The sequence below is a fragment of the Bremerella sp. JC817 genome (assembly GCF_040718835.1).
Classification (GTDB): Bacteria; Planctomycetota; Planctomycetia; order Pirellulales; family Pirellulaceae; genus Bremerella.
This window is the reverse complement of the sequence record NZ_JBFEFG010000170.1, coordinates 1-500: the sequence shown is the minus strand read 5'-3', so window position 1 is coordinate 500 and position 500 is coordinate 1. Positions and strand designations below refer to the sequence as shown.

Below are 500 nucleotides of genomic sequence, written 5' to 3'. Positions count from 1 at the left end.
CGCCAAGGTTCCTGCGGAAATGAGTTATCGCTGAACAAGCCCGTCATGATCTCTACCCACGTGCGAAGCTGCGGGGCCAGATCCCGGTCTATCATCACGGCCGCGTGAAGCGTGGATGAGGCGAGCTTGGCGGAGCATTCGCCGCGTAAGGAGGTCGCAGGACCAAATTGGCTCGGCCGCCGCTGGTTTTGCTGGTGATGCTCACCAGGCGGTTGCGGTAGTCCCAGGTGTACTCGATCACTTCACCGGTACTGATGTTCGTCTTGCAAACCAGCTAGAACTGGTCAACAACCTTCGCCAACGGATCGAAGGTGAAGGATACGAGTCGCCTCAACCGGCGATGCTGGGCTTCTTCTTCGGCGATATTCGCCTGATCGCGGCCACCAAGCGGCCGAGCAGATCGCCGATCAGGCCATTCAGCTAGGAGTGAAGTCGGTGATTGTCTTGGATCTGGCTTCGGTTGGAGTTGGGAAGGGGAGTCGGACTGAGCCTTTGATTGC

2 protein-coding genes are annotated in these 500 nt (G+C 58.4%); both read right to left on the bottom strand.

Annotation, left to right across the window (positions count from 1 at the left end; all coding sequences use genetic code 11):
• Positions 1-94 precede the first annotated feature (94 nt).
• A complete protein-coding gene (locus tag AB1L30_RS00800) occupies positions 95-241 on the bottom strand; it encodes a hypothetical protein (RefSeq protein WP_367011442.1) in 147 nt (48 codons plus the stop codon).
• A 33-nt stretch (positions 242-274) separates the two neighbouring features.
• Positions 275-500, bottom strand: a 226-nt coding sequence (locus AB1L30_RS00795) for a hypothetical protein (RefSeq protein WP_367011441.1), incomplete at its 5' end; no start/stop codon positions are given.